Here is a 21,310-nt window from a genome sequence, read left to right on the forward strand (position 1 = left end):
GTATTGCTACTTGCACAAGCGCTACACAATCAGACCTTGAACTGCTCCACGGTCACCTGCAGCTGGATAGCCAACCTCGCCACCTCATCGGCCGAGATCGCGGTCTGGTTAGCCCCTTCGGCCGCTTCGCTGACCACCTTCTGGATTTCCCGGATACTGTCGGTCACACCCGTCACCGCCTGATCCTGCTGGCTGGACGACTCGGCAATCTGCTCATTGATCTCGGCAATCTTGCGGGCCGAATCCGCCAGGTGCTTGATCGCCTCCCCCGCCTCCCGCGCCCGCTTGAGCCCCTGCTCGGCACGATCACGGCCGTTGTTCATCACCATCACCGCCTGCTGGGTACCTTCGCGCAACTCGGTAATGGCACGCTGGATCTCGGTCGTGGAATCATGGGTACGGTTCGCCAACGTCCGCACCTCGTCGGCCACCACCGCAAAACCACGCCCTGCCTCACCTGCCCGCGCCGCTTCAATAGCGGCATTGAGCGCCAGCAGATTGGTCTGCTTGGCAATGTCATTGATCACGCCCAGCACGCTGCCTATCCGCTCGCTGTTCTTGGCAAGCTCGGTAATCACGCGGGCAGCGTTCTCCACCTCCTGGGCCGATTCACCAATAGTACAGATCGCATCGCTGACCACCGACTGACCCTTCTCCGCCTCGATGTCGGCATCATTGGCCGCAGACGACGCCGCCCCGGTATTGACCGAGATCTCATGCACCTGCCGGCTCAGTTCGCCCGCAGCCTGCACCACCCGCTCACTCTGTTGCTGCTGCAACTGGATGCCGGCACTGCTGCTCTCCATGATGCGGCTGGTCTGCTCCGCTGCCGCCGCAAGCTGTGGCGCCACATCCGCCACCTGCTTCATCACCCCCTGCAAGCGGGCGATAAAGGTATTGAACGATTCCGACACATCGGCAAACTCATCCTTGCCGCTGATGGTCAGCCGCCGGGTCAGATCCGCCTCGCCCGAGGCAATCTCGCGCAAAGCCGTATTCAAGCGTTTCAGCGGCCGCAGGACGATGGCAGACAGGCTCAAGGACAACGCAATCAGCAAGGTCACGTCCACCGCCACAATCTGCACGATCAGGACCATCACGTTCTGGCGCAAGGCCGCATCGACCGAGTCATGGGCAATATAGATGCTGGCGGTCGCCACCTTCTTCTTGGTACCGCTGTCGTCGAACTGCAGCTCCACCTCACGCAGCCCGCCGCTCAGCTTGCTATCAGCCGTGGCAGGCTTGGCCTTGCCCTCACCGTCGCGCACCCGGCCAGCCAGAAAATCCTTGCCGTTGCGCAGCATGATGCCGTTGAAGGTGGCGGACTCCATCTCGGCTTCCAGCACCTGGCTGATCTGCGTCTTGTCGAAATTCCAGATCGCCGCCGGCAGGCTCAGCGACAGCCGCGCCGCCAACGCACCCGACTCTTCAGCCAGCTTCTGCTCCAGACGCGCTTTGGTGGCGAAATAGTTGTACGCCCCCAGCACCGCCAGCACCACGGTGATGATCACGACAAACAGGACGTTAAGTCGCCCACTGATGCTTTGGGTGAATTTCATGGATCGTTCCCGCGCTTAGACTCTTCGCGCACGGCGCGCTGTCGGACAACAGCCCGCCGTGCAACCCACCCTGCAGATGCAGGTAGCGCCAAGCGGCGCCACCCACCGGGAACTACTGATACTTCTTGCCGATCTTGTCGGCCGTCCCGTCCTTACGGATGGACGCCACCGCATCGTTCAGCTTCTTGATGGTCTCCTCCGGCATGCTAGGATTGCAGGCCAGATACATCTGGCTGTCCTTCGGGTCACCCATCGTGATCAACTGCTTGATCTTGATGCCACTCCCCTCGCGGGATGCCTTGTAGGGGCCGCTCTTGGCACCGGCCACCCACAACTCGATCCGGCCGGAAGCAAGCTTGGGCAGGTTCTGGTTATCATTGGGCACGCGCTCCAGCTTCAATCCCTGCTTCTCGGCAAAGTCGCCATAGGCATCGCCGTTATAGGCACCGATCTTGTACTTCTTGGCATCGGCCACGCTGCCCAGCGTGATGCTGCTGTCCGCCTTGGCAAACAGCGAAATATCATCGGCCACCAGCGGGCCTACCCACTTGAACAGCTTCTCGCGCTCAGCATTGCGCACCGCCGAGAAAACACACACATCGCTTTGCTTCTTGGCCATGTCGAGGGCCCGCTCCCAGGGCAGCAGCTCGATGCCCGCAGTCAGGCCCGCCCGCTTGAGCGCTTCCTGAACAATCTCGGTAGAGATGCCGGCGACCTTACCGTCGCTGCCCTTGAGATTGAATGGAGGATAGTCCTCGGTCGTAAAGGTCAGGGCGTGAGCAGCACCGCTCACCAGCACAAGCCCGCTTGCAATCAAGGCGATACGCAGAATGGACGCTTTCATCGGGGAGATCCTTTGGGTTGACGGATGAACACTTCCCCTCCCTCCCACCTTGCTTTGAGGCACAAGGTTGGTATGCAGCAACAGCTGCTTTTGACCTTAGTTCATGGCTCGACACTTCGCCAGCAGGCCAGCGGCACCTCGCCCATCCCTCCCGTAACAACCATCGGTTCACACGCGAAATATAAAAAGCGCACCAGCAATGGATGCTCCTTTCCTGCGGGCAGCAAGGCCCTTGCTGCCCGTGCCATGCGAGAAAACGACACTGCCACGCGTCGCCCCCTCCCGGCAGCTCATCCGGTCATCAGCCCATGTACCATGCGCCCACCCAACAGGATGGAATGCCCGGCCTCATGACCACCGATTTTGAACGTTCCCCCGCGCGCTACCTGCGCCTCGCCGGCCTCTTCTATCTCGCCATCATCGCCCTGGGCCTCTTTGGCGAGAGCTACGTCAGGGGAACACTGGTCATCTACGGCGATGCCGCCGCAACCGCAAGCCATATCGCCGCCGCACCCCAGCTCTGGCGGGCCGGCATCGTGGCAGACCTCTGCATGCAACTGTGCGATCTACCCGTCATCGTCGCCCTCTACCTGCTGCTCAAGCCGGTAAGCAAGCCGCTCGCTCTGCTGGCCAGCTGGATCAACCTGATGCAGACAGCCGTCCTCGCCGCCAACAAGCTCAACCTGCTCATCCCCCTGTTCCTGGCAGCACCATCGAGCTACCTGCAGGCTTTCACGCCAGCACAATTGCATGCCCTGTCCTACCTGGCCATCAAGCTGCATGGCTTTGGCTTTGGCATCGGCCTGCTCTTCTTCGGTGTCGCCTGCCTCGTGCGGGGCTACCTCGTCTTCCGGGCCACCTACCTGCCCAACATCCTGGGCATCCTCCTGGCACTGGCCGGCCTGAGCTACCTGATCAACAGCTTCGCCCTGCTACTGGCGCCGACCCTGGCCAGCGCCCTGTTCCCGGCCATCCTCCTGCCCGCCTTCGTTGGCGAGCTGGCATTCAGCCTGTGGCTGATCATCAAGGGCGTACACCTCCCGCAATGGCAACAGCAGGCAAGCGCCAAATCCTCGGTACCGGCGTCGTGACCACACCGGCCAGTTGCACCTGACAGCGTTATGCGATCCTGACCATCGCCCTGCCCTGAAAACAAAAAAGCCACCCGCTGGGTGGCTTTTTTGTGCTTTCGTCCTGCTTACTTGCTGCGCACGCTCTCGCCGCGCAACTCGATCAACCGCTTCTTGTCGGCATCTGCACGGAGATTGGTCTGCTCGATCTCCTCCTTTTGCTGCTCGATGTGATCGGTGATCTTCTTCAGCTCCTGATTGGCGTCGTTGATATCGGACTGCAAATTATCCGGTATCGGCCGCTTGGCCTTGTTCAGCCGCTCCACCTGCTTGTCGAAACCATCGATCCGCTTGCGGATGACGCCCAGACGAATTTGGTCAGACTGAATCCCGGCATTGAGCTGCTCGATATTGCGATCGCGGATCGCATCGATCTCGCTGGTCTTGTTGAAGCTGCTCATCAAGGCCTTGTCGCGCCGGCGCCCATCTTCCGCCTTCTGCGCCTCGGCTCGCTGCTTCATTATCTCCGCCTCGCGGGCAGTGCGTTGCTCCGGCGTCAACACCCCCTCGAACTGCCGCACCGCCTGGCCTTGCCGATTCAACTCGGTCATGCCCTTGGTGTTCTGCTGCAGCGGTGGTTTGTCGCTGTACTGAACCTTGCCGTTTTCATCGACCCATTTGTACAGGCGTTCGCCCGCCTGCACCATCAAGGGCGCTGCCAACAGCAATACGGTCAGGAACAACGGGCGCAGCATGTAGCCTCCTCAGGCAACGCCGAATTCGGCGCGATAGCGTTCAACCGCCTGCAAATTACGTTCCAGCTCGGGCTGACCATTCAAATAAGCAATCAAATCGGTCAGATTGGCAATCGCCACCACCGGAATCCCATAGCGGGCGGTCACTTCCTGCACCGCAGATTGCGCCCCCTGACCACGCTCCTGCCGGTCCAGCGCAATCAAGACGCCAGCAGGCTCTGCGCCCTGGGCGCGGATCAGCTCAACCGATTCCCGCACCGAGGTTCCGGCCGAGATCACATCGTCAATGATCATCACCCGTCCCTTGAGCGGCGCACCGATCAAGGTACCGCCTTCGCCATGGTCCTTCGCTTCCTTGCGATTGAAACAAAACGGCACATTGCGACCTTTTTCGGCAAGTGCCACCGCCGTCGTCGCCGCCAGCGAGATGCCCTTGTAGGCCGGTCCGAACAGCATGTCGAAGCTCACGCCCGATGCCAGCACCGTCTCAGCATAGAACGCAGCCAGCTTGCCAATACTGGCACCGTCATGAAAAAGCCCGGCATTGAAGAAATACGGCGACTGACGGCCAGCCTTGGTCTGGAACTCGCCAAAACGCAGCACTTGCTGCTGAACGGCAAAGGCAATGAAATCGGTACGGGAGGTGCTCATATAACGCGGCCTGGAATACTGGATTGCGAGGCTTTATAGCATATCATTCCACCTCTTCCTTCGCCTGAACGCTCATCCGCCATGCGTATTATTTCTGCCAACCTCAACGGTATCCGCTCCGCCGCCAACAAGGGCTTCTTCGACTGGCTGCCAGGTACCGGCGCCGACGTGGTCTGCCTGCAAGAGCTCAAAGCGCAGCTCGGCGACATGAGCAAGGAGATGCTGGCTCCCGAGGGCTACTACGGCTACTTCCATCCGGCCGAGAAAAAGGGCTACAGCGGCGTCGGCATCTACAGCCGCGTCGAGCCCGACCGGGTCGTCACCGGTCTCGGCATCCCCGACATCGACATGGAAGGCCGCTACCTGCAGGCCGACTTCGGCAACCTCTCGGTGGTCTCGCTCTACCTGCCCTCCGGCTCCAGTGGCGAAGAACGCCAGACCATCAAGTTCGCCTTTCTCGATCGTTTCCTGCCACACATGCAGGAACTGTTCGCCCAGGGGCGGGAGATCGTCGTCTGTGGCGACTGGAACATCGCCCACGCACCGCTGGACCTGAAAAACTGGAAGGGCAACCTCAAGAACTCCGGCTTCCTGCCGGAGGAACGCGCCTGGCTCACCACCCTGTTCGGCGTCGGCTGGGTCGATGTCTGGCGTACCCTCTACCCGGAAGCCCCCGGCTACACCTGGTGGAGCAATCGCGGCCAGGCCTATGCCAAGGACGTGGGCTGGCGCATCGACTACCACATCGCCACCCCCGGCATCGCCGCCAAGGCCACCGCGGCCAGCATCTACAAGGACGTGAAATTCTCCGATCACGCCCCCCTGATCGCGGACTACGACTTCAAGCCCTGATCAGGCGCCGCCTGCGTACGCTCGCCGTTCCAGGGAGCAACCCGCAGCAGCAACAGCATGCCCGGCAGGCCCAGCACAAAGCACAAGCCAAAGAACGACGTCCAGCCCAGCTGCTCCACCAGCCAGCCGGTGCTGGCGTTTACCAGCGTGCGCGGCACCGCTGCCAGGCTGGTGAACAGCGCCAGCTGCGTCGCGGTGTAGCGTGGGTTGGTGGTGCGGGCGATATAGGCCACGAAGGCCGCAGTCCCCAGCCCAACGCCGAAGTATTCCAGGCTGATCACCGCCGCCAGCACCCACAGGTCGTGCCCCACCTGCGCCAATACCGCGAAGCCCAGGATCGCCGCCAGTTGCACCAGGCCGAACAACCACAACGCCCGGTTGATCCCCAGCTTCACCATCCAGATCCCACCCAGAATGCCGCCGATCACCGCCGGCCACAGTCCGGCATGCTTGGCTACCAGGCCGATCTCGCTCTTGCTGAAACCCATGTCCAGGTAAAACGGCGTCGACAGCGCCGTCGCCATGTTGTCACCCAGCTTGTACAAAAAGATAAAGGCCAGGATCTGTAGCGCCGACCACCAGCCCTTGCGGCCGATGAACTCCCTGAACGGCGCCACCACCGCCTCCTCCAGCGTCTTGGGCGCAGGTGCCGCCGTGTCCGCATTCGGTGCCAGCAACAAGGTTGCCAGCACACCCGGCAACATGAACAAGGCCGTGATCGTGAACACACTGCTCCAGGGCAGGTGATCCGCCAGGATCAGCGACAGTGACCCCGGCACCAGGCCGGCGATCCGGTAGGCGTTCACATGCACCGCATTGCCCAGCCCCAGCTCCAGCTCTGGCAGCAACTCGCGGCGATAGGCATCCAGCACGATATCCTGGGTGGCCGAGAACAAGGCGATCACCACCGCCAGCATCGCAATGCTGCCGATATCCGCCGTCGGGCTGAACCCGCCAAACAAGGGAATGGAAGCCGCCAACGCCAACTGGCTCAGCGCCATCCAACCGCGTCGCCGGCCCAGCAGGCGGGTAGCCGGCGCATAGCGATCGATCAACGGCGACCACAAGAACTTCCAGGTGTAGGGGAACTGGATCAGCGCAAACAGGCCGATAGCTTTCAGATCCACCTGCTCGGAGCGCAACCACGCCGGCAACAGGTTGATCAGCAGATACAGCGGCAAACCGGAACTGAAGCCGGTGAACACGCAGATCAGCATCCGGCGGTTGAGCAGGGCATCCAGCCAGTCGGGGCGTTTGGTCAGCATCGGCACGACTCTTGCAAGCAAAGACGCCACCTTAACGGAAAGGCCAGGACAAAAACACCTCGCCCCTTTCCCAACCTCGGCTAGACTCAATGCAAACAGATAACGGAAACAAGCCAATGGAAGCCACCGTCAGCATCAATGGCAGCCATGCACTGATCGGTCTCTCGGGCGACTTCACCTTCGAGGCCCATCGTGCCTTCAAGGAAGCCACCCAGCAGATCCTGGGCCGCGCGGACATCACCACGGTCGAGATCGACTTTGCCAACGTGGACTACATGGACAGTGCCGCCCTCGGCATGTTGCTGCTTTTGCGCGAGCGCCTGACCCAGCGTCCCATCGCCCTGTCCAATACCCGCGGCACCGTTCGCGCCGTGCTGGACGTCGCCAACTTCGGCCGCCTGTTCGAACTCTCCTGACCGTTTGCGGCGCTTTCTGCCGCATCCCGTTGCCACCTTGCCGCCAAGGGTCCTGAGTGCCGCCGGTGCTCCGGGCAGCGCGCCAGCCCGCGCGCCCACCCCATACCCAAGCAGGCCCCCATGAACCACATCGTCTACCTGCACGGCTTCAACAGCAGCCCGCGCTCCATCAAGGCACAACAGACCGGCACCTGGCTGGCCACGCATGGCTGGCAAGCCCAGTTCCACTGCCCCGCGCTCTCCTACTCGCCGCAGGCCGCCGCCACCCAGATAGCGGCCATCATGGATCAACTGAACCCCGCAGAAGTCACCTGCATCGGTAGCTCGCTGGGCGGTTTCTACGCCACCTGGGCGGCCGAGCGCTACGGCTGCCAGGCAGCGCTGATCAACCCGGCCGTCCGCCCCTACCGCCTGCTCGACGGCCTGCAAGGCACGCAACGCAACCTCTATACCGGCGAAGAATACGAACTCCAGCACCACCATATGGAAGAACTGATCGCGCTCGAGCCGGCCACCCTGTCGCCCGAACGCTATTGGCTACTGCTTGAGACCGCCGACGAAACCCTCGACTATCGCCACGCACTCCAGTACTACCAGGGCGCACGCCAGACTGTCTTTGAAGGAGGGGATCACAGCTTCCAGCACTGGTCCGACATGCTGCCGCAGGTCATGCGCTGGGCAGGCCTGCCCGGAGACTGATGCAACCTCGCCGGCCGGCACCGCCGGTGGCAAGTGTCAGTGTTTGAATGGGTAACCGAATAGCGCCGCACCGTCGGCGGTCAGCTTCCCGTCGAGCGACAAGTCAGGCATGTCCTGCTTGGCCAGCAGCACCAACGAGGTCGCAATACCCTGGCGTCGCGCCTCAGGCATCACGTAGATGCGCTCAACCAGATTGCGCCGCTGTCGCTTGCTGGCCAGCCGCACATCCAGCCCGGCAAGACCAAACGTGGCGTGCTCCGGGTCTATCACCTGCAAGCTGCCATCACTGGCACGGACGATGCAATTAAGTCCGTAGACATACCGACGGAAGCCGGCGTTCTCAGCCACCAGAACAGCGCCCTCGTAGCGCACCAGGCGCTCTTCCCCATACCAACCCGCAGCCGCGGGCGAACCCGGCGCCGCCAGCAAAGGGTAGAGCCGCGCCGGCTCGGTATTCACAAAGCTGTGCATCGCCTTGCCTGTCAGTGGCAAATGCAGCCTTGCCTGATTTCTCGTACTTTGCATCCAGACCCTCCTACGCCCGCAACACCCCCGCCATATTATTAACTTCTTATGCCAATGGCATTGGTCGAATGATAGCAACAGATCTCGGTAAGTACTACGGACTGGGCCATCCGAAACGAGGATTTACATTTCTACACATCTCGCTTATCCACAGGCAGGCCGGAAAGCCCACCACGGCACCGTGCGTACGAGCAGGCCACTTATTTCCTATAGTTGATCCACCGGAAAAATACAGAACCAGCAACTGGCAGCACCGGGCACCCAAGGAGTCCACCATGCTCAAAGCTTTCCGAAACGCGCGTATCTCCCTGCAGGTACTCATCGTCTGCGCCGTGGTCTGCACCATCGTCTTTAGTGCCATCACCGTCTATGTCGCCACCCAGACCCGCGCGGTCGCGGTAGAAGAAGCCAAACGCAACCTCGGCAACACCATCAACGTCCTCAATGGCCTCCTGGATGTCGCCTACAACGCCGCCAAGCGGCGGGGCGAACGTGAGATCGCCATCTTCAGCGACGCCATCGGCGGCCGCCTGCACGCGGATGGCGAAAATGCGCAGGTCGGCCAATACACCGTCCCGGTACTGCGTACCGACAAACAGGTCATGACCGGCCAGCTCGGCCCGCTGGAAGCGTTCAAGAAAGCCAGTGGCGGGCTGGAAGGCGCCGTCGTGCAGCGCGTCGGCGATAAATTCATCCGCACCGCCACACTGCTGAAAAAAGACGACAAGCCCATGATCGGCAGCGTGGTCAAGGACGACGACCCGGTCGCCGCCGCCATCCTGGCCGGCAAGCCCTACCTGGACATCATCGTCCGCAATGGCAAGTACAGCGTCAGCCGGGCCGAGCCGATCAAGGACGACAGCGGCAAGCTGCTGGGCTACTACTCGGTCCGCGTCCCGTTGACCGGTGATATCGAAGCCATCAACCAGATCCTGGCCGGCGTCCAGATCGGCCAGACCGGTTCGGTATTCGCCATGGCAGGCGAAGAAGGCGACGCGATCGGTCGGCTCATGGTCGCCCGCAATGACACTGGCAAGACCATCAAGGAGCTCAACGACCCCGCCATGCAGGGCGTCGCCCGCGAGCTACTCGGCAACAAGAGCGGCGACTACCACTACCAGGCCGCCAAGGATGGTGGCCAAGCCGAGAAATTCATCGTCTACGCCTACAACCCGAACTGGAAATGGCACATTGCCGCCGGCAGCTATCTCGATGAGTTCATTCAGGGTGCACTGGACCTGCGCAACAAGCTCATCCTGCTGAGCATCGTCTCGGCACTGGCCACGGTCGCCCTGCTCTACCTCACCATCGCCTCCCAGCTCAAACCGCTCAAGGCCGTGCAGGCCGGACTCGCCGCCATCGGCCAGGGCCGTTTTTCGACCCGCGTGCCAGAGGGCGATCACCGCTCCCGCAATGAAATGGACGGCCTCGCCCTGGAGATCAACGGCATGGCCGGCAAACTGTCGGAGCTGGTGCATGGCGTGGCGGATGCCTCCAAGCGGGTCAGCGAATCCGCCGGCGTGCTCAAGACCCAGACCGGCGACATCGCCAGCGCCAGTCTCGACCAGAGCCAGTCGGCGGCGGAAATGGCCGCGGCGGTAGAACAACTGTCGCAAAGCATCGCCGAGGTCGCAGCCCATACCCAGTCGGCCCAGGAACTGGCCGAGGCCGTCCGTCGTTCCGCCAACGATGGCCGCGGCCGGATCGCCGCCAGCGTGGTCGAGATGGGCGAAGTCTCCGCCGCTGTCGACGCCAGCGCCCAGGCCGTGGTCGCACTGGGCGAGCACTCCAAGGAAATCACCGGCATCGTCCGCACCATCAAGGACATCGCCGAACAGACCAACCTGCTGGCGCTGAACGCCGCCATCGAGGCCGCCCGAGCCGGCGAGCAAGGCCGCGGCTTTGCCGTCGTGGCCGACGAAGTCCGTAAACTAGCCGAACGCACCAGCCTCTCGACCGGCGAAATTACCCAGATGGTCGCCTCCATCCAGCAAGAGACGCTGAACGCCGCCGAACGCATGCAGATCGTCAATCAGATGACCCGCCACGGCGTCAAAACCGTCGAGGCCGCCGGCGACACCCTGGCCGAAATCGCCACCCAGACCGGCCAGGTCGTCACCATCGTCGCCGATATCGCCGACGCCACGCGCGAACAGACCACCGCCAGCCACGCGGTCGCGCAGACAGTCGAACGCATCGCCAACATGGCGGAACGCAATGCCCACGCCTGCGCCGACGAAGACGAAACCGCCAATCGCCTCGCCGGCGTCGCGGTAGAGCTGAACGGACAACTGAGCACCCTGTCCGCCTGATCCTCGCCACCCATGCACCGATGCCCGACGGCAGCATTGCCGCCGGGCGCGTCATGAAGGCGGTTACAATACCGCCTTCCCTCGCTCCCACTGGCCACCGTGCAGCCGAACCGACAACTCTATTTCCGCCTGCTCAGTCACTTCCGTCCCTACAGCGGCGCCCTGCTGCTGACGCTGCTCGCCGTCGCCATCGGCGCCATCAACGACGTGATGCTGGTCGCGCAACTGCAAACCGTGATCGACGCCATGCAACCCCCCAGTGCCGCCAGCACCAAGGCGCTGTCCGGCGGCCTGCTCGGCTCGGTGAAAGACATGCTGCAGGTGGTCAAGCCACTCAACCCGCACGAGTCGGCACTGTGGGCCATCCCCATCATCATCTTCTGCCTCGCCATGATCCGCATGCTGGCGAGCTTCGCCGGGGAATACGGCGCCGCCTGGCTCAGCAGCCGGGTCCAGACCGACCTGCGCGAAAAGATGTTCGAACGCATCCTGCAATTGCCGAACCGCTTCTTCGACCATAGCTCCACCGGCACCGTCCTGTCGCGCGTGGCCTTCGATGCCAGCCAGGTCTCACAAGCCGGCCTGAACGTCTTCAACGTCCTGGTTCGCGACAGCGTGCAGACCATCGGCTACCTGGTCACCCTGTTCCTCATCGACTGGCAACTGGCCCTGTTCTGTCTCGGCCTCCTGCCGCTGGTCGCCATCATCGTCACCTTCGCCGGCCGCCGCATGCGCAAGCTCAGCCACAGCGGCCAACTGGCCATGGGTGAACTGAGCCGGGTACTCGACGAAAGCATCGGTGGCCAGAAAGTGGTCAAGATCTTCGGTGGCCAGGCTTATGAAAAAGCCCGCTTCAACGCCGTCGCCAAGCTGAACCGCCAACTGGCCGTCAAGCAGTCGGCCACCTCGGCCCTCAACTCCGGCATCACCCTCATGCTGGTGGGCCTGACGCTCGCCGCCGTCATCTATTTCGCCCTCACCCGCGCCCAGTCCGGCGCCCTGTCGCCCGGCGCCTTCGTCACCTTCATGGGCGCCCTGATGACCATGCAGGCCCCGATCAAGAACCTGACCAAGATCAACGAACCGCTGCAACGCGGCCTCGCCGCCGCCGAATCGGTATTCGGCCTGATGGACGAAACACCCGAGCCGGACCAGGGCAAGCAAGCCATCGCCCGGGCCGAAGGCCGCCTCAGCCTGCAAGCCGTCGGCTTCCAGTACGACACCACCGACGCCGACGCCAAGCCCGCCCTCAGCAATGTCACCCTCGACATCGCCCCCGGCGAGACCGTCGCCCTGGTCGGCAGCTCCGGCAGCGGCAAGAGCACCCTGGCCGGCCTGCTACCACGCTTCTACGAGCTCAGCAGCGGCCAGATCCTGCTCGACGGCATCGACCTGCGCGACTACAAGCTGGACGAACTGCGCCGCCAGATCGCCCTGGTCAGCCAGGAAGTCGTCCTGTTCAACGACACCCTGCTCGCCAATATCGCCTACGGCGACCCATCGCCCAGCCTGGAACGGGTCATGGCGGCGGCCAAGGCCGCCTACGCGCATGAATTCATCGAACAGCTGCCCGATGGCTACCTGTCGCAGATCGGCGAGAACGGCACCCGCCTGTCCGGCGGCCAGCGCCAACGCCTCGCCATCGCCCGCGCGCTGTACAAGGACGCGCCGGTACTGATCCTCGACGAAGCAACCAGCGCCCTCGATACCGAATCCGAACGCCAGGTCCAGGCCGCCTTGGAGGTACTGATGCAGGGTCGTACCACCCTCATCATCGCCCACCGCCTGAGCACCATCGAGAACGCCGACCGCATCGTTGCCATGCAGTCCGGTCGCGTCGTCGAGATGGGCAACCACGCCGAACTCCTGGCTCATAACGGCATCTATGCCAATCTTTATCGACAACAGCGCACCGAGGCCGCCTGAGCGCGCCCCCGCACGCAAGCTGGCATGAGAATGGCCCCGACCTGATGATCAACCGCACCAACTGGCGGACCTGGCTCGCAGGCCTGCTGCTGTTTGCCTACCCCTGCCTGCTGCCCCTCACGGTCAAAGGTTCAGACCAGGTCGTCCTGCTGCTGGCGCTGGCCGGCCTGTGGACATTGCTCGCCGGCAGATCCGACGGCGCGCTGCCCCGGCCGGACAAGGCCGCACTTGGCGCCATCGCCCTCGTCTCGGCCGCCGGTCTCACCTCGCTGCTGAACGTGCATGCCAGCACCCGGCAAATGGTCCCCTACCTCTGCCCGCTGCTCGCCCTGCTGCTGTTCCCGCTCGCCCGCCGGGGCAGGCTGTCCGTCTGCGTCGCCTGGTGGTCATTGGTCGCCGGGCTACTGATCGCCGCCGGGATCTCCCTCTGGCAGGTGTTCTACCTCGGCATGAGCCGTGCGCAAGGCCACCACTACCCCAACACCTACGGCGCCCTGGCACTGCTGATGCTGGCACTGGTCGCTGCCGCCTGGCCCTTGCAGCATCGGTCTGGCGCGGGCCGGGTGGGCCTGGCCCTCGCAGGCGTCGCCGGCATGATCACCATCATCCTGTCCGGCTCTCGTAGCGCCTGGCTGGCGACCGCCGTACTCGGCATCTGGTTCTTCGGCCGCAACTCCCGCCGCCAGCAAGGCATCGCCCTGTTGCTGGCCATCAACGTCCTGCTGCTGACACTGCTGATCCCGGATCTCGCCCTGCGCTGGCAAGCTGCGCTGCAGGATGTCCAGCTCTACGACCAGGGCAATGCCGATACCTCGATCGGCCTGCGCTTCGTCATGTGGCGCGGCGCCTGGGAAGCCTTCCTGGCCCACCCCCTGCTGGGCCTGGGCGCAGATGGCTTCGGCCCCTGGCTGGCTGGCATGGCGCACCACGGAGACGGTCCAGCGACCCTGCTGCTGCACAACCATGCGCACAACGAGCTCCTCTACGCCCTGGCCTCGGGCGGCTTGCTGGGCGCCCTGGCCCTGCTCGCCGGCCTGTACCTCCCCTGGCGCGCCTTCCGTCATTACGAACAAGGTGACGGCCGCCAGCGTGCAGCCGCAAGGGCAGGCCAGGCCCTGGTGCTCGGCACGATCCTGCTCGGCCTGACCGATACCCTGTTCGTCCACCGCTTCCTGCTCACCTGGTACGCTGTCGCCGTCGTCCTGCTGCTGGGCTGGGCCGGCCGTAGCAATCGCCCAACTGCCTGAAGCAACTGGCCGCTGCCCCGGCCTTTCGCTACACTGCCCTGCTAACCACCCACCGTATACGCAATGAGCCACGATCCGCATTCTGTCGGCCTGGTCACCGCCCAGTGCGCCGAGTTCGATGAACCCCTGCAATTGCAGGGCGGCGCCGTCATCCCGCGCTATCAATTGATGTTCGAAACCTACGGCACCCTCAATGCCGAACGCTCGAACGCCATCCTGATCTGCCACGCACTCAGCGGTAACCACCATGTCGCCGGCCGCTATACGGAAGAAGACAAATACCCGGGCTGGTGGGACACCATGATCGGCCCCGGCAAGCCCATCGATACCAACCGCTTCTTCGTGGTCGGCGTCAACAACCTCGGCGGCTGCCACGGCTCCACCGGCCCCTCCAGCATCAACCCGGCCACTGGCCATCCCTGGGGCTCGCAGTTCCCGGTGGTCGTGGTCAACGACTGGGTCCACGCCCAGGCAAGACTGGCCGACCGCCTCGGCATCGAAAAATGGGCCGCCGTGATCGGCGGCAGCCTTGGCGGCATGCAAGCACTGCGCTGGACCGTCACCTTTCCGCAGCGCGTCCGCCATTGCCTCACCATCGCCTCGGCGCCCAAGCTCACAGCCCAGAACATCGCCTTCAATGACGTGGCCCGCACCGCCATCCTGGCCGATCCCGACTTCCACGGCGGCGACTACTACCAGTATGGCGTCCAGCCCAAGCGCGGCCTCAAGCTCGCCCGCATGCTCGGCCACATCACCTACCTGTCAGACGAAGGCCTGGGCGGTAAATTCGGCCGCACCCTGAAATCCGACGGCTACCAGTTCGGCTACGGCACCGAATTCGAGATCGAAAGCTACCTGCGCTACCAGGGTGACCGCTTTGCCGACGTCTTCGACGCCAACACCTACCTGCTGATGACCAAGGCCCTCGACTATTTCGACCCGGCCCGCCACTTCGGCGGCAGCCTGCCAGCAGCCCTCGCCGCCTCGCCAGCCCGATACCTGGTCGTCAGCTTCACCACCGACTGGCGCTTCTCGCCGGAACGCTCCAAGGAAACGGTCAAGGCCCTGCTCGACGCCAAGAAGCCGGTCACCTACGCCGAGATCGAATCGGTCCACGGCCACGACGCCTTCCTGATGACGGACGAACCCTATATGCGGCTGATGGACGCCTACCTCAAACGTGTCGCCGACGAGGTGGGCGCATGAACACCGCCGCCACCCTCCGTCCCGACCTGGCCCGCGTCGCCGGCTGGATCGCCCCCGAAACCCGCGTGCTCGACCTCGGCTGCGGCGACGGCGAACTACTGGCCCACCTGCGCGAACAAAAGAATGTCAGCGGCTACGGCGTCGAAATCGACATGGACGGCGTCATCGGCTGCGTCGCCCGCGGCGTCAACGTCATCCAGCGCGACCTGGAATCCGGCCTCGCCGGCTTCGAAGCCCACAGCTTCGACTACGTCGTCCTGTCCCTGACCATCCAGTCCATGAAACGGGTCGAAGCCATCATCGACGAAATGCTGCGCGTCGGCCGCACCGGCATCGTCACCTTCCCCAACTTCGGTTATTGGGAAAACCGCTGGCAGCTCGCACTGGGTGGTATGCCGGTGTCCGAGACCATTCCCTACCAGTGGTACAACACGCCCAACATCCACCTCTGCACGCTGCGTGATTTCGAGGCCCTGCTGCAATCGCACGGCGCCCGCATCACCAGCCAGATCGTCATGCACCAGGGCCGCCGCATCACCTTCCTGCCCAACCTGCTGGGCAGCCTCGCCCTGGTGCGATTCGAAAAGCACGACGTCACGCCGGCATAGACAAGACAGGAGGCCCATATGTATCGACTCTATGGCTGCAAAGGCTGCGGCTCGGCCGCCATCGAAGCCGCACTGACCCTGCTGGGCCTGCCATTCGAAGTGATCGAGGCCGAGCCCTGGCGCGGCGGTCCGGGCGTCGAACAACTGCGTCGCCACAACCCCCTGGTCCAGGTCCCCACCCTGCTCCTGCCCGACGGCACGGTCCTGACCGAAAGCGCCGCCATCCTGATCTGGCTGGCCGAACAACACCCCGCTGCCGGTTTGCTGCCGCAGGATGCCGCCCAGCGCGCAACCGTCCTGCGCTGGCTGGTCTACCTGTCCGCCAACAACTACGCCGCCATCGGCGTTGGCGACTTTCCCGAGCGCTGGACCACCGGCGAAGCCGAACAATCCACCCTCAAGGCCTTCGCCCGCTCACGCCTGCAGGAATACTGGCGCGTCGTGGAATCACAACTGGCCGGTGAACCCTACCTGTTCACCCACCAACTGACCGCACTGGATCTGCTCGCCGCCACCATGAGCCACTGGCGCCCCGGTCGCGACTGGTTCCAGGCCAACTGCCCCAAGCTGCTGGCCGCCCTGGCTCCCACCCTGGCGGACACCCGCCTGCAAAGCGTCTGGGAACGGCATTTCGCATGACGGCAAGCTTGCAACAACGCCTGCCCGCGCTGATCGATACGCTGGCAGAGCACGGCTGGGTCGTCTGCGATGACTTCCTCTCACCCGCAGAAGTCGCCGCCCTGCGCACCGAAGCCGAAGCCCGCCTGACCGCCGGCCAGTTCCACCGCGCCAGCGTTGGTCGCGCCGGCGGCCGCACAGTCCGCGACGACGTCCGTGGCGACAGCGTCCGCTGGCTCGATCCCAGCAACCACAGCCCCGCCGAACACCCCTACTGGCAGGCGATCGAATCCCTGCAAGCCGCCCTGAACCGCGATCTTTTCCTCGGCATCCGGGAAGGCGAATTCCACTACGCCCACTACCCGGTCGGCGGCTTTTACAAACGCCATATCGACCGCTTCCGCGACGACGACGCCCGCACCATTTCGGTCGTGTTCTATTTGAATGCCGACTGGCAAGACGAAGATGGCGGCGCTTTGCGGATCTGGCTGGACAACAAGGACGAAGACGCCTGGCAGGACATCACCCCACGCGGCGGCCGCCTCGTCCTGTTCCTCTCGGACCGCTTCTGGCACGAAGTCCGCCCGGCCATGCAGGCACGGTGGTCGTTGACGGGGTGGTTGAAGCGGTAGGGTGCCACCGGCCTCGCGGCTGGCACCAAGGCCCTCGAATGCCAACTACCGCGGCAAGGCAGTAGGCCGGAGTAGGGTGCTAGCTGCCCTTTCACCCATCATCCAGGGAACCAGACGGGGCTCGTGCAGCTTCCAGGATCGCACGCTTGGCCACCTCGCTAAGCCTCAGCGGCGCCGAGAGGACCATTAACAATTCATCGCGATCGAATTCCCCTGAGGGATCATGCGCCACATTGTCCCTGTATCGTTTTTCGATCAGGAAATACTCTTTCCGCCCCGGCTCGACCAAACGCCATTCATTCCACGCAGCCGCCTCCTGGGGATTGTTTTCCTGATTCAGGGCGGAAATGATCTCATCAACTATCTGATTAGCCATGCCTGAAACAATCGGGCTAAATGGGATCGCCGTATCACTGGGATCGCCATCAAATTTGGCCTGCATGATGACGCGGTGCAACGCCAGCAAGTGATACTTATCATCAACAATCAATGACCATCCCCTTGAATACATTTGTAGGGCGGGTCTTCAGACCCGCGCAGACCGCCGCCAAGCAGGGCGTAAGGCACTTCTCGGCACTCAGGGAAGTTGGAGGCAGGTGTTGCAATCACACATTTTCTGACACCGTGATCGCCTGGATGACCCAGCGGTACAGCTCGCTGACCCGGCGGGCAAGAGCATCATCTCAAATTAATAAGCAGCACGCCAAGTAGAAAGCCGAATCCAAATATAAATAAAACAAAATAGATGAAGCGAAATCGCCAAGGGTGCCGTTGAAATCTAATCAACCCTTCCGCAGTATACATCGGCCTTTTATCTTTATAATTTCCAATTAGCGAGTGAAAATACACCCCTCCCCACAAATACAATCCAATCACACTAAGTAAGCCAGAGAACTGAGATACCCACATTTGCGACATAATCAGCACTGCACCAAAAATAAATATAAGGACATACCAAATTAAGACCTTCTTTCTTGGCGAAGAATTTTTCACTCCAACCGCTGACTCCATACTCATCACCTCTCCATTTTACCTATCAATTTTTTATAAAACCCGTGGTCAGGCTTTGTATTTTTCATATTTATCCAACCCCTCTGAGTATCTCCCGCCACAGTGGCTGGGAGGAAGGAAATGGTTTTTCGGCAAATTAGCGGCGGAACTCGCTATATGCTTTACACGACTATCGTGGCCCGAGCAGAAAGAGAATCAGGCCACGCAGATACTGAGTCAAGATGAGCGTAAATCCATCTTACCGAATAACGTAGAGACTTAGCCACCTGTTCTAATTACAAAATCACAACTACCCCTTCTGGAATCACTTAGAAAAAGCAACTAAGAAAAACACAAGAACAAACCCGCCAAACAACCACATTGAAGTAAACCACCTACGCCTATAGCGTATCAGCCTTCCCCGTACCAATTCATCCGCTATGTTTTCGAAATTAGAATTAAATACAAACAAACCCAACTTAACAATACCGCCAACAGACGCATCAACATCGACGCAGTGCTGTCCCAAGTTCTTCAACAACCACCGACCATCGTTCGATACACCAATGGAGGAAATAATGAACGAAAAAAGCAACACGATCATAAGAAGTTCCATATTCACTTCCGGCTTAGTTTACTAATGTCCTGAGCATATCAATTCGCTCCCAATATCTAAGAAAACAAGTACGAAATTAAGGACAGACCACGGTTTTCGTAAATTGGTGTCAGGTCTTGTATTTTGCATCGTCTACTTGTGTCCAAAGTTCAAGACCTCGTATCTTGGCGCCGCGCCCAGTCTCAATTGTAATACCGAGGCCAGGCATGTTGAGCAACGAAAGGTGAGCCAGGGGTCGGGTCTTGTATTTTGCATGGGCCCAACTCTTTTCTCTTCCTCATCTGGATGGGTAAAGCAACGGTTCAGGCGGGTGAAGGCAGCGACAAGGCCGTTGCCGATTGAACATGCTCTGGCTGTGCCTATCATGAAAGCAGGCTGCGCTGGGGTCAGCGCGATGCCATAGTCGTCAGCAGTCCGGCATCCACCTTGTTTGCAGTGCCTCCCCATAAGCGCTTTGTGAAGGAACATCATGCTGTTACGTACCAAATTGACGGTATTTGTCCTGGCGGTCATCGCGACCTTGTCCATCGTGTTCTGCGGCGTGGCCTACTGGAAGATGGGCAGCGCGCTGGAGGCACAGATCGATGACCAGATCCGCATGGCGGTCGAGAACAAAGTGGGCTTTGTGTCTGAATGGGTGGGAACGCGCCAGCAGGCGCTGGCCTCCGTCTTGCCAAGGCTGGGCAAGGCCGAACTGGTAGGCCTGTTGGACCAGGCCAATACCGCCGGCGGCTTTGACAACGTCTACCTGGGCCAGCCCGACAAGACCATGACCCAGAAGTCTGGTGCCGACGCCTTGCCGCCGGGCTACGACCCAACCGTGCGCCCCTGGTACCAGGCCGCCATCACCACCGATGGTCCCATTGCCACCCCGCCCTATGTCGACGCCGCCACCAAGCGGCCCATCATCTCCTTTGCCCAGGTGCGCAAGGACGGCGGCACTGTGCTGGGGGTGGCGGGCGCGGATGTGATGTTGAACCGTGTGGTGGAGGAGGTGGTCTCCGCCAAGCTGCCGGGCGGTGGATACGCCTTCCTGATCACCCGCGACGGCGACGTGATTGCCCATCCGCAAAAGGATTCCGCGCTCAAGAAGATCAGCGACGTGATCCCCGGCTTTGACCTGGCCGGGCTGAACAAGGACGGCGCGATCCAGCAGGTGAAGCTGGATGGGGCCAGGCAGATGGTGGCGCTCTATGCGGTGCCCAAGACCAACTGGCTGATGGGGGTGGTGGTGCCCTATGCGGCCGCCATGGCGCCGGTCAATCAGCTGCTGCTGGTGTTAATCATCCTTACCGTGGCCGGCATGGGCGTGGCCGGTGTCCTGGCCTACGTGGGGGTGACCCGCATGCTGGGCTGCCTGGGTGATCTGCACCGCGCCATGCAGGAAGTGGCCAGCGGCAATGGCGACCTGACCAAGACCCTGCCGGTGGTCCGGCGCGACGAGGTGGGGCAGATCGCAGCGTCCTTCAACCAGTTTGTGAGCACGTTGCGCGAGATGTTTATCACCGTGCGTAACGAGTCGGACGCATTTGCCAAGGATGCCGAGGAGTTGAGCTGCGTGGCCGAAAGGATCGGCGCGGATTCGCGGGTGCAATCGGCCGAGCTGTCGGCCACCGCCGCCACCATCGAGCAGATCACCGTCAGCATCAACCATATTGCCAGCCATGTGAGCGATACCGATCACCTGGTCACCGTCTCCAAGACCCAGTCCAGCGGATCGCACCAGGCCATGCTGGCGGTGGAGCAAGAGGTGGAGGGCATTCAGGAGGCAGTGAGTGCGCTGCACGGCGTGATGAGCGATATGAGCAACCAGTCCGAACAGATCCGCGGCATTGTCAGCGTGATCCACGATATTGCCGGCCAGACCAATCTGCTGGCACTGAATGCAGCGATCGAGGCAGCGCGGGCCGGCGAGACCGGGCGCGGCTTTGCAGTGGTGGCGGATGAAGTGCGCAAGCTGGCCGAGCGCACCTCCAGCGCCACGGTGCAGATTGCCGAGATGATAGACACGGTGATCAAGTTCACTGGCGAAGCCAACAAGCACGCCGACGCCACCAGCCGCCGCGTGGCATCCGGGGTATCGCTGTCGCAGCAGGCCGCCGGCCAGGTGGAAGAGGTCAAGGGCAACGCCGAGGGCATATCGGCCCGCATGGGCGAAATCGCTTCGGCCACCTCGGAGCAAGGCACGGCCGCCAACGATATGGCGCGCAGCGCCGAGCGCATCAACGAAATGACCCAGCAGACCGATCTGCGGCTACAGAGCGCACTCGGCACCATCAACCAGCTGGCACAGCGCGGCAATGAGCTGAAGTCGCTGGTGGCACGGTTCCGGCTCTAGTTACGAGCAAAATAGGAGAAATTAGGGACAAAGAGGCGGGTGCGGCCGGGCATAAGATTTGACCTTTTGGACTGATCGTCTTAACCGTGGCAGCAAATCTAAAATAATCGTGGTCTGCCCCCTATTTTTATTCACGCCGGTCACCCCTTGAGGTGACGTGGTAAAGACCGCCAGAGAATTC

Annotated in this window: 19 protein-coding genes; 12 read left to right on the top strand and 7 right to left on the bottom strand. The window is 62.0% G+C overall.

Annotated elements, in window-relative coordinates:
• Positions 1–29 precede the first annotated feature (29 nt).
• Positions 30–1,559: a methyl-accepting chemotaxis protein gene (locus tag ACYVHK_RS16425; RefSeq protein WP_460534288.1), complete on the bottom strand. Its 1,530-nt coding sequence runs from the start codon at positions 1,557–1,559 to the stop codon at positions 30–32.
• Positions 1,560–1,671: 112 nt separating this feature from the next.
• A complete protein-coding gene (locus ACYVHK_RS16430) occupies positions 1,672–2,403 on the bottom strand; it encodes a substrate-binding periplasmic protein (RefSeq protein ID WP_460534290.1) in 732 nt (243 codons plus the stop codon).
• Positions 2,404–2,753: 350 nt separating this feature from the next.
• Between ACYVHK_RS16430 and ACYVHK_RS16435 the strand changes: the two genes are divergently transcribed.
• Positions 2,754–3,494 carry a DUF4386 domain-containing protein gene (locus ACYVHK_RS16435; RefSeq protein ID WP_460534292.1) on the top strand — a complete coding sequence of 247 codons (741 nt, stop codon included), beginning with the start codon at positions 2,754–2,756 and terminating at the stop codon, positions 3,492–3,494.
• A gap of 107 nt (positions 3,495–3,601) precedes the next feature.
• Here ACYVHK_RS16435 and ACYVHK_RS16440 read toward each other — a convergent pair whose 3' ends face one another.
• On the bottom strand, positions 3,602–4,228 hold the full coding sequence (locus ACYVHK_RS16440; RefSeq protein WP_460534294.1) for a DUF4124 domain-containing protein: 627 nt from the start codon (positions 4,226–4,228) through the stop codon (positions 3,602–3,604).
• Between the two features lie 9 nt (positions 4,229–4,237).
• Positions 4,238–4,879, bottom strand: coding sequence for an orotate phosphoribosyltransferase (gene pyrE / locus ACYVHK_RS16445; protein ID WP_460534296.1), 642 nt, complete (start codon positions 4,877–4,879; stop codon positions 4,238–4,240).
• Between the two features lie 81 nt (positions 4,880–4,960).
• Between pyrE and ACYVHK_RS16450 the strand changes: the two genes are divergently transcribed.
• Positions 4,961–5,731, top strand: coding sequence for an exodeoxyribonuclease III (locus ACYVHK_RS16450; protein ID WP_460534298.1), 771 nt, complete (start codon positions 4,961–4,963; stop codon positions 5,729–5,731).
• On the opposite strand, the gene ACYVHK_RS16455 is transcribed toward ACYVHK_RS16450, so the two are convergent.
• Positions 5,713–6,996: an AmpG family muropeptide MFS transporter gene (locus ACYVHK_RS16455; protein ID WP_460534300.1), complete on the bottom strand. Its 1,284-nt coding sequence runs from the start codon at positions 6,994–6,996 to the stop codon at positions 5,713–5,715. The two genes, ACYVHK_RS16450 and ACYVHK_RS16455, sit on opposite strands and share 19 nt — an antisense overlap.
• Before the next feature lie 116 nt (positions 6,997–7,112).
• Here ACYVHK_RS16455 and ACYVHK_RS16460 point away from each other — a divergent pair, with 116 nt between their 5' ends.
• Together ACYVHK_RS16460 and ACYVHK_RS16465 are read left to right on the top strand one after the other, a co-directional pair.
• The gene (locus ACYVHK_RS16460; RefSeq protein WP_460534302.1) at positions 7,113–7,412 is read left to right on the top strand and encodes an STAS domain-containing protein; all 300 of its coding nucleotides are present in this window, start codon (positions 7,113–7,115) and stop codon (positions 7,410–7,412) included.
• A 120-nt stretch (positions 7,413–7,532) separates the two neighbouring features.
• Positions 7,533–8,111, top strand: a complete 579-nt coding sequence (locus ACYVHK_RS16465; RefSeq protein ID WP_460534304.1) for a YqiA/YcfP family alpha/beta fold hydrolase — start codon at positions 7,533–7,535, stop codon at positions 8,109–8,111.
• A gap of 36 nt (positions 8,112–8,147) precedes the next feature.
• On the opposite strand, the gene ACYVHK_RS16470 is transcribed toward ACYVHK_RS16465, so the two are convergent.
• Positions 8,148–8,636: a GNAT family N-acetyltransferase gene (locus ACYVHK_RS16470; protein WP_460534306.1), complete on the bottom strand. Its 489-nt coding sequence runs from the start codon at positions 8,634–8,636 to the stop codon at positions 8,148–8,150.
• 275 nt (positions 8,637–8,911) lie between these two features.
• Between ACYVHK_RS16470 and ACYVHK_RS16475 the strand changes: the two genes are divergently transcribed.
• The 7 genes from ACYVHK_RS16475 (at position 8,912) to ACYVHK_RS16505 (ending at position 17,185) form a co-directional block, all read left to right on the top strand.
• A complete protein-coding gene (locus tag ACYVHK_RS16475; RefSeq protein ID WP_460534308.1) occupies positions 8,912–10,948 on the top strand; it encodes a methyl-accepting chemotaxis protein in 2,037 nt (678 codons plus the stop codon).
• Positions 10,949–11,047: 99 nt separating this feature from the next.
• The gene (msbA, locus tag ACYVHK_RS16480) at positions 11,048–12,874 is read left to right on the top strand and encodes a lipid A export permease/ATP-binding protein MsbA (protein WP_460534310.1); all 1,827 of its coding nucleotides are present in this window, start codon (positions 11,048–11,050) and stop codon (positions 12,872–12,874) included.
• Positions 12,875–12,918: 44 nt separating this feature from the next.
• On the top strand, positions 12,919–14,121 hold the full coding sequence (locus tag ACYVHK_RS16485; protein WP_460534312.1) for an O-antigen ligase family protein: 1,203 nt from the start codon (positions 12,919–12,921) through the stop codon (positions 14,119–14,121).
• 63 nt (positions 14,122–14,184) lie between these two features.
• Positions 14,185–15,327, top strand: a complete 1,143-nt coding sequence (metX, locus tag ACYVHK_RS16490; RefSeq protein ID WP_460534314.1) for a homoserine O-acetyltransferase — start codon at positions 14,185–14,187, stop codon at positions 15,325–15,327.
• Entirely contained in the window at positions 15,324–15,935 is a 612-nt protein-coding gene (gene metW / locus ACYVHK_RS16495) for a class I SAM-dependent methyltransferase (protein ID WP_460534316.1), read from the top strand. Before metX ends, metW begins: the two co-directional genes overlap by 4 nt.
• 18 nt (positions 15,936–15,953) lie before the next feature.
• A complete protein-coding gene (locus ACYVHK_RS16500) occupies positions 15,954–16,574 on the top strand; it encodes a glutathione S-transferase family protein (protein WP_460534318.1) in 621 nt (206 codons plus the stop codon).
• The gene (locus ACYVHK_RS16505; protein WP_460534320.1) at positions 16,571–17,185 is read left to right on the top strand and encodes a 2OG-Fe(II) oxygenase; all 615 of its coding nucleotides are present in this window, start codon (positions 16,571–16,573) and stop codon (positions 17,183–17,185) included. Before ACYVHK_RS16500 ends, ACYVHK_RS16505 begins: the two co-directional genes overlap by 4 nt.
• Before the next feature lie 91 nt (positions 17,186–17,276).
• On the opposite strand, the gene ACYVHK_RS16510 is transcribed toward ACYVHK_RS16505, so the two are convergent.
• The gene (locus ACYVHK_RS16510; RefSeq protein ID WP_460534322.1) at positions 17,277–17,675 is read right to left on the bottom strand and encodes a hypothetical protein; all 399 of its coding nucleotides are present in this window, start codon (positions 17,673–17,675) and stop codon (positions 17,277–17,279) included.
• Between the two features lie 1,585 nt (positions 17,676–19,260).
• Here ACYVHK_RS16510 and ACYVHK_RS16515 point away from each other — a divergent pair.
• On the top strand, positions 19,261–21,129 hold the full coding sequence (locus ACYVHK_RS16515; protein WP_460534324.1) for a methyl-accepting chemotaxis protein: 1,869 nt from the start codon (positions 19,261–19,263) through the stop codon (positions 21,127–21,129).
• Positions 21,130–21,310: the final 181 nt, after the last annotated feature.

The sequence above is a fragment of the Chitinimonas naiadis genome (assembly GCF_054780835.1).